Below are 7,571 nucleotides of genomic sequence, written 5' to 3'. Positions count from 1 at the left end.
GACGTAATGTCCGTACGTTAAAAAATGTAGAACGTTATTTAGCGCATGCGCCCACTTCGACCCCTGTGGGATCAGCGTGATCTGAAGATTCACTTTTGTAAAGCGATCTTCTTTACAAAAGTTAGCTGAAGACACGCCCCATGGAAAGCGAAGTGGGCAAGCCGCAGTGATTGTTACGCCTATTATTCATGTCAAAATAACTACTTTGGACAGGACTGGGTGGGCTTTCCCGGTTTTTCTTATATAATTACAAAGTGCCCGATACCACATTAGACATATATGTTAAGATATAGCTTAATACATATGAGAGGGGATGACTTCGTGAAGACAGTACTTGTGACAGGTTCAGGTAGTGGTTTTGGCTTCATAACGACACTGGAATTCTTGAAAAAAGGTTACAGTGTGATAGCGACAATGAGAACATTGCAGTCACGTGATGAATTAATCGAAAGAGCCGAGAATGAACAGCTAGCATCCCAACTAGATATTATGGAAATGGATGTAACCGATGAGCATCAGATTCAATATGTCAAAGACTACATACAAATCAATTATAAAAAGCTCGACGTGTTAGTTAATAATGCTGGCTTTTGCCAAGCTGGATTTATTGCAGATTTAACCATAGACGCTTTTCAAAAACAGCTGGATGTAAATTTGCACGGAGTTTTTCGTGTCACCAAAGTAATGTTGCCATTATTAGAACAATCCAATAAGGCAAATATCATTAATATAGGCAGTGTTAGCGGATATGCAGGATTTCCAGGAATGTCTGCTTATTGTGCATCAAAGTTTGCTTTAGCAGGGCTCAGCGAAAGTTTACGAATCGAATTACTTCCGAAACAGATATTTGTCTCTCTGGTGGAAGCAGCATCCTATCAAACGGAAATTTGGGATAAGAGCTTGTCTAGTATCGACCAATTGGAGATGGAAAAAGACCCGATGAAAAGCACGGTTCTGTCTTACGCACAACAAGCATCAAAATTTAGTGCAGATCCGAGTGAAGTAGCTTCTTTGATAGCCTCGATATGCAGTAGAAAAAAGCCTAAACTCCACTATCCAATTGGTAAAGGGGCGAGAATGTTAGCTTTTGCCAAACGTCTTTTACCTTGGACCTGGTTAGAAAAAATCATAGTAAAAAAATTAAAACATAAAAAAGGAAATTTATGTTAGGATGGGTGTGGAGGTGAATATATTGTCAGAAGATATCATTCTATCACTAAAAAATGTAGCAAAATCTTATGGTAGTACTCGTGTGTTAGAATCTATTAATCTTGATGTCTATCAAGGTCAAATTATTGGTTATATCGGTCCAAATGGGGCTGGTAAAAGTACAACCGTCAAAATTATGTTAGGCTTGATCACTGAATTTGAAGGTGATATCGAAATATTTGGTGAGAATATTAAAACAAGTGGTGTAGCATATAAAAAACGCATTGGCTATGTTCCGGAAAACGGAGAAATTTATGATAGCTTAACACCTATGGAATATCTTTCTTTTGTCGGTGGACTATATGGAATGGATCAGCAGGTGATCATCCGAAAAGCAACAGAATTAATGCGTTTATTTGAGTTAGAAGATGTACTACATACAAGGATTTCATCTTTTTCTAAAGGGATGAGGCAGAAGGTTCTGTTTGTAGCTAGTATTATACATAACCCGGATTTACTCTTTCTAGATGAACCATTAAATGGACTCGACGCCAATAGTATGATGATCGTCAAAGAGATCTTAGATCAGTTAGCAAATCAGGGAAAAACGATTTTTTATTCCTCACATATTATGGACGTCGTTGAAAAAATCAGTAATCGGATTGTATTGCTTGCTGATGGTCAAATTGTTGCCGATGGAACGTTTGAACAGTTACAGAAGCAGAATAAAGAAGGCTCACTTGAGGAAATTTTTAATCAACTGACAGGATTTCATCAGCATCAAGAAATAGCCAGTTCTTTTGTTTCTATAGTTGAAAATGGTGATAGCGATGGATGATTTCAGATCATTGGAAATGCTAGATAAATTCCAGTCACTTTTTCAAAAAGCAAAAGTCGATTATCCGATGATGCGGGAGATCCTGCAGATGAAATTAACGTTGGATACGAGAAGAGTACCGACGATCTTTAATGATTCAAACTCAGATTCCGGTAATCAATTTCTGAAATCACTTGGTATCTATGCTTTGATGGGATTAATCCTGATTGCTTTCTTATTTGGTGATCAATATATCTTTCAAGTCAGCATCATGTATGCTATTATCATGTTTATTATTATGACATCGACCATTTCTGATTTCTCTAGTGTATTACTTGATGTTCGCGATAAAATGATAATAGGAACAAAACCAGTTGACTCGAGAACGGTTAATACAGCAAAGGTTGTCCATATCACCATCTACTTATGTCAACTAACGATGGCGTTTACTGCTATCCCGATGATCATAGGGTTGTTTAATCAAGGGATTATATTCTTTTTATTAAGTCTGGTTGTACTGCTTTTTGTTAATTTATTGATTTTGATTATGACGGCATTGGTGTATATCATTATTCTTCGATTTTTTGATGGAGAAAAATTAAAGGATATTATTAATTATATTCAAATTCTCTTAAGCATTTCCATGATTATTGGCTATCAATTAGTAGCCCGATCCTTTGAGTTTGTTGATTTAAATGTTAATTTTAGTTTTGAATGGTGGCATGTATTGATGCCGCCAATCTGGTATGGAGCAATATATGAAATAGTTTTAAATGGTGTAACAGATCTGTCGTATATCATACTCGCGATATTGGGTGTGATTATACCACTTATAGCTATTTTTCTTTATATTAAACTGATTCCATCTTTTGAGCGCAACTTGGAAAAGCTTTTATCTAACAGTGGAAAACATAAACAAGCAAAAGAATGGTGGAGTCGTTTTTGGTCCAAGTTATTTGTTTGGAATCGGGAAGAACAAGTTTTCTTTGATTTTGCTACTAGAATGTTAAGAAATGAACGAGACTATAAGTTAAAGGTCTATCCAGCAATCGGAATGGCTTTCATATTTCCATTTATTTTTCTCATTACGGATTTTACAAGTCGCTCACTCGACGAATTACGTGATGGTAACATGTATTTTTTGATGTACTTTAGCTTAGTTTTGGTTCCGGCAGGCATTCAAATGCTTCAATTTTCTACCAATCCAAAAGCAGCCTGGATATATCGCGCATTACCGATGAAAAATGAAAATGTTTGTCACCGCGCAGTATTAAAAGCTTTTTTTGTTCGGTTGTTTATTCCGGTTTATCTCCTATTAAGTGTGTTTTTTCTAGTGATTTTTACAGAAAGAGTTTTGTCTTTTTTAATCGTACTAGTGTTAGTTGCTGCTATCTACGGCAGAATTAGTTATCGTGTTTTTCTAAAAAATGTGATGCCTTTTTCTGAATCGTATCGAGTCGGTCAAAGTAAACAAAGCGGTGAAGTTTTAGCACTCCTAGCTCTCGTTATAGCTTTTGGCTTGCTTCATTATGGAATGACGCTTATGACATTCGGACCCTATATTTTAATCGGTGTTCTACTGATTATCAATGCGATATTGTGGAGGAAATAGAAAAATCATCCCCAAAAAGGGGATGATTTTTTAGATCAATTCTTCAATTTCAGCATTTTCCCGAAGTTCATCGATTTTAGCTTGAATTTCTTCTTGTTTTTCTTGTTGTTTTTGTGACGTAAGTGTTTGTTTAATTGAATCTTCAACATCTTCCAATGGTGGAAGGTCTTCTTCACTTTGCTCTGCTGCTGATTGATAATATTCTTTAATTTCTTCATCTGTTACTTCGATACCAAGTACAGACTCCATATATTTTTCAGAAAGTAAATTATTCTCGATTTGTTCTTTTAACGTTTCTTCGGTATATCCGCTCGATTTCAGAACAGTAGCGTACTCTTCACCAAATTGTTCTTCATAAGTCGCTAGTTCATTGTCAATTTCTTCTTGCTCTACTGTAAGTCCCTCTTCTTTAGCATCTTGACGGATCAGTTCCTGAGTAATTAATTCATTTAAAGTTTGCTGTTTTATAGCTTCGGTATCTTCTACTTCTTGTCCGGCTTGTTCTAATGTGCTTTTCACAAGTGGATAAATTTGATTGTAGGCAGAACCAAGAATTTCTTCACCATTAATAGTCGCTACAGCTTGGTCTTCTTCTACTAATTCATCATCACTAACTCCTTGTTGTCCTGTCGCTGCAGCTGATTCAGCTGCCTCCTCTTGTGCTTCTGCATCACCCTCAGCTTCACCTTCACTCTCAGGTGTTTCTTCTGCTGCAGGTTCTTCTGTATTGTTTTCATCAGCTGGCTCCTCGTCATCATTACTACATGCAACGGTGACAACAGCCAAACTAATCATCATTAATAGCATTAATATCTTCTTCATTAATAAACAACCTCCATATAACTCATTGTCTGTCCATTCAAACATAGATGATAGAACAATTGCAACCCAGATCATCTTAAGTTTAGCAACATTATTCCCATCATACCAGTAATCTGATTGTTTTATTACATTTAAACAACAAAAAAAGCACTCATTTCACACTTTTTCCATAGTGTTGTTTCTCTTAATTGGGAATAATAATAATAGGAGTGAAAATAGATGAAAGATATGTCGAAGATAGCTATCTTTACTTTAATAATTGGATTTATCATTATAGCTGTAACGGTTTCTCTTTTTATCGAATTAGCAGGCGATGTGTTAGAAGAAGAGAAGTTTTTCGCAGATCGTATTTTTCAGGAGTTTATTGTCTTTGCAGAGGAGGATTGGCTTTATCAGCTGATGGGGGTGGTTACAGAAGCAGGATCGATTCTCTTTTTAACGATAGCTTCTGTCTTACTAGCTGTCTATCTTTTCTTTGCGAAAAAAAGTAAATGGTACAGTATATTCTTCAGCATCAATATGATAGGGATTAGTTTGTTAACACAAGTATTAAAACTGGTCTTTGAGCGGGAACGACCGGAATTAATTGCACAATATGGTGGAACAGGTTTTAGCTTTCCAAGTGGACATTCCACTGGATCCGTTGCATTTTATGGATTTGTTGGCTACTTATTGTGGAAAAAGATTGCAACGAAATGGCTAAGAGTTTCTTTAGTTTTGTTCTTTGCGTTTCTTGCAGTGACGATTGCCTTTAGCCGTCTCGTATTAGGGGTGCACTTTTTTACCGATATCGTAGCAGGGATGTCATTGGGGGCCGCGTGGCTGATCACATGTATTATTGCTTTAGAATTTTTGCTTTGGAGGGGGAGAAAACAGCGTAATTCTTGAGAACGAATTACGCTGTTTTTAAGGTAAAGAAAGCATAAAATTTGGGTATTTGTCTAACTCCGAGCACCCAAAAACTAGGCGACTTCACGAATTGGCCTAATGCTCGAAAAAGTAGCTGAAGGGCAAACCCCACGGAAAGGGAAGTGGCCAGCCGGAGTGGGTGGTCAAGCTGTTCAAATATTTCATCATTACTACCCATGTAATAATGGGCCTGCGGAGTTTGCCGGTTTTTCTTATCTAACATAAAGAAGGTGGGATATGGAAGTTCGTATTAAATGTATAAGGTGGTGCCGGCTTCAAGGATGGAATGCCACCATATGCGGGTGGATTTTGTACATAACGGAAATTGGAGCAACCATCCATCGAACGCCCATGAGCCCATCTTCCTTCTGCACTTTCATCCCCTTGTGAGAAGTTATAAAAGTCATAAGCAACTTGTTGTTTCTCAAGGTTACGAGGGAATGTTGATGGTACAACCACACCTTCTTTTTCTTCTAATTCCTCGATGGCTGCTAACCACATATTTTGATGCATCGTATCACGAGCAATTAAGAAGGAAAGCATATCCTTTACTCCGCGATCTGATGTCATTTCGTACAGCCTGGATACTTGTAAGCGTCCTTGGGATTCTGCGTTTAAATTCGCACGAAAGTCTGCAAGCAGATTCCCGCTGGCGATTATATAATCAGCAGTCCAGCGATTACCAACACTGTCACCAGGCATTGCACCTAATCCGGATACAATGGCATGCTGTGGATTCATCCCGCCAATAATCGCACCCAGTACGGGATCTTTAGCCGCTTCCTCCAAGTCACCCACAGGCGCATCATCCAAGAGACGCGCAATCATGGTTGCTAACATCTCTACATGGGCTATTTCTTCTGTACCAACATCCATTAACAAATCCTTGTATTTGCCATCCATTCGAACGTTCCAGCCTTGAAATAAGTATTGCATGGTTACGGAAATTTCTCCGAATTGTCCACCTAACACTTCTTGCAGCTGCTTGGCAAAAAGCGGATCAGGACGATCAGGTTTAGCTGGATATTGAAGTTCTTTTACATGATAAAACATTTACTCACATCCTTAAAAAAAGTAGGTCTCTGTCCATAATCTATTCAAGGGCGTTTGTCTTTGTGACAAAAGTCTGTGTTTTATTTTTCTTAAGTTCAATCGTGTGACCTTGTAATCAATTCTTGCTATACTTTATTAGGTAACAAAAAGTAAGTAAGGAGGAATATAAAAGTGGATCAATTATTCAGTTCTTTTCAAATAAAAAATCTAGAATTAAAAAATCGTGTGGTAATGCCACCGATGTGCCAATATTCGGTAACGAAAGAAGACGGTACACCTAATGATTGGCACTATACACACTACGTAAGCCGTGCAGTTGGAGGTACCGGACTTGTGATTGTTGAGATGACAAACGTCGAGCCGGATGGAAGAATCTCTAATAATTGTTTAGGTTTATGGTCCGATCAGCAAATTCCAGCATACAAGATAATTGTAGATGCCGTTCATGAGCAAGGATCTAAAATCGCGATCCAAATCGCACATGCTGGACGCAAAGCGGAAGATGCAGAAACACCAGTTGCGCCATCTGCGATAAGGTTTAATGAGCAATATAAAGAACCACGTGCACTTTCAACAGACGAAGTAAAAGAAATGGTGGAGAAATTCCGTCAATCTGTTCGACGTGCTGTAGAAGCAGGGTTTGATGCGATTGAATTGCACGGTGCCCATGGATACTTAATTCATCAATTCCATTCCAGCTATACCAATAAGCGTAATGATGAGTATGGGCAATTGACACGGTTTGGTACAGAAGTAGTAAAGGCTGCCAAAAGTGAAATGCCAGAGGATATGCCTTTAATCATGAGAATATCTGCAACCGAATTTGTTGAAGAAGGCTATCAACTAGAAGGTGGAATTGAATTAGCAAAAGCCTATAAAGAGGCTGGTGTAGATATGTTCCATATTAGTGCTGGAGGAGAAGGTGCGATTGCCCCATCTCGAAATCCAGGAGGACACGCAGGATACATGGTTCCTTTTGCAAGAGCGATGCGTGAAGCACTAGAGGTTCCAGTCATTGCAGTAGGTCGTTTGGAAGATGCCCATCTAGCAAATGCTATTGTTGGAAATCAGGATGCAGATCTTGTTGCGGTCGGAAGAGGTATGCTTCGTGATCCGTATTGGACGATTCATGCTGCTCACGAGTTAGGACAGGAAACTGAAGTACCAGTTCAATATGAACGTGGGTTTGCTTAAAAGGTTAGGACGTCA

7 protein-coding genes are annotated in these 7,571 nt (G+C 38.3%); 5 read left to right on the top strand and 2 right to left on the bottom strand.

Going from position 1 to position 7,571, the window contains the following annotated elements:
* Window positions 1-321 precede the first annotated feature (321 nt).
* From GH715_RS08335 to GH715_RS08325, 3 genes are read left to right on the top strand one after another with little or no spacing between them, the layout of a single operon-like run.
* Window positions 322-1,170 carry an SDR family NAD(P)-dependent oxidoreductase gene (locus tag GH715_RS08335; protein WP_163578548.1) on the top strand — a complete coding sequence of 283 codons (849 nt, stop codon included), beginning with the start codon at window positions 322-324 and terminating at the stop codon, window positions 1,168-1,170.
* 22 nt (window positions 1,171-1,192) lie between these two features.
* A complete protein-coding gene (locus tag GH715_RS08330; protein ID WP_153835023.1) occupies window positions 1,193-1,987 on the top strand; it encodes an ABC transporter ATP-binding protein in 795 nt (264 codons plus the stop codon).
* A gap of 16 nt (window positions 1,988-2,003) precedes the next feature.
* Window positions 2,004-3,578 carry a hypothetical protein gene (locus GH715_RS08325; protein ID WP_240469363.1) on the top strand — a complete coding sequence of 525 codons (1,575 nt, stop codon included), beginning with the start codon at window positions 2,004-2,006 and terminating at the stop codon, window positions 3,576-3,578.
* Between the two features lie 30 nt (window positions 3,579-3,608).
* Here GH715_RS08325 and GH715_RS08320 read toward each other — a convergent pair whose 3' ends face one another.
* Window positions 3,609-4,400 (bottom strand): SurA N-terminal domain-containing protein, encoded by a 792-nt coding sequence (locus GH715_RS08320; RefSeq protein ID WP_163578546.1) that lies wholly within the window; start codon window positions 4,398-4,400, stop codon window positions 3,609-3,611.
* Between the two features lie 219 nt (window positions 4,401-4,619).
* Here GH715_RS08320 and GH715_RS08315 point away from each other — a divergent pair, with 219 nt between their 5' ends.
* Window positions 4,620-5,288, top strand: a complete 669-nt coding sequence (locus tag GH715_RS08315; protein WP_153835026.1) for a phosphatase PAP2 family protein — start codon at window positions 4,620-4,622, stop codon at window positions 5,286-5,288.
* Window positions 5,289-5,525: 237 nt separating this feature from the next.
* Here GH715_RS08315 and GH715_RS08310 read toward each other — a convergent pair whose 3' ends face one another.
* Window positions 5,526-6,362: a manganese catalase gene (locus GH715_RS08310; RefSeq protein ID WP_018932891.1), complete on the bottom strand. Its 837-nt coding sequence runs from the start codon at window positions 6,360-6,362 to the stop codon at window positions 5,526-5,528.
* Between the two features lie 171 nt (window positions 6,363-6,533).
* On the opposite strand from GH715_RS08310, the gene GH715_RS08305 reads away from it, so the two are divergent.
* On the top strand, window positions 6,534-7,556 hold the full coding sequence (locus tag GH715_RS08305; RefSeq protein WP_163578545.1) for an NADH:flavin oxidoreductase/NADH oxidase: 1,023 nt from the start codon (window positions 6,534-6,536) through the stop codon (window positions 7,554-7,556).
* Window positions 7,557-7,571: the final 15 nt, after the last annotated feature.

Origin of the sequence: Gracilibacillus thailandensis (assembly GCF_010994055.1) — a bacterium.
Classification (GTDB): domain Bacteria; phylum Bacillota; class Bacilli; order Bacillales; family Amphibacillaceae; genus Gracilibacillus; species Gracilibacillus lacisalsi.
This window is presented reverse-complemented; position numbering and strand designations above follow the sequence as displayed.

Bases quoted from the DNA above. Each gene is read 5' to 3' on its own strand.
- GH715_RS08325 (WP_240469363.1), top strand. From the start codon at position 2,004: ATGCTAGATAAATTCCAGTCACTTTTTCAAAAAGCAAAAGTCGATTAT.
- GH715_RS08320 (WP_163578546.1), bottom strand. From the start codon at position 4,400: ATGAAGAAGATATTAATGCTATTAATGATGATTAGTTTGGCTGTTGTC.
- GH715_RS08315 (WP_153835026.1), top strand. From the start codon at position 4,620: ATGAAAGATATGTCGAAGATAGCTATCTTTACTTTAATAATTGGATTT.
- GH715_RS08310 (WP_018932891.1), bottom strand. From the start codon at position 6,362: ATGTTTTATCATGTAAAAGAACTTCAATATCCAGCTAAACCTGATCGT.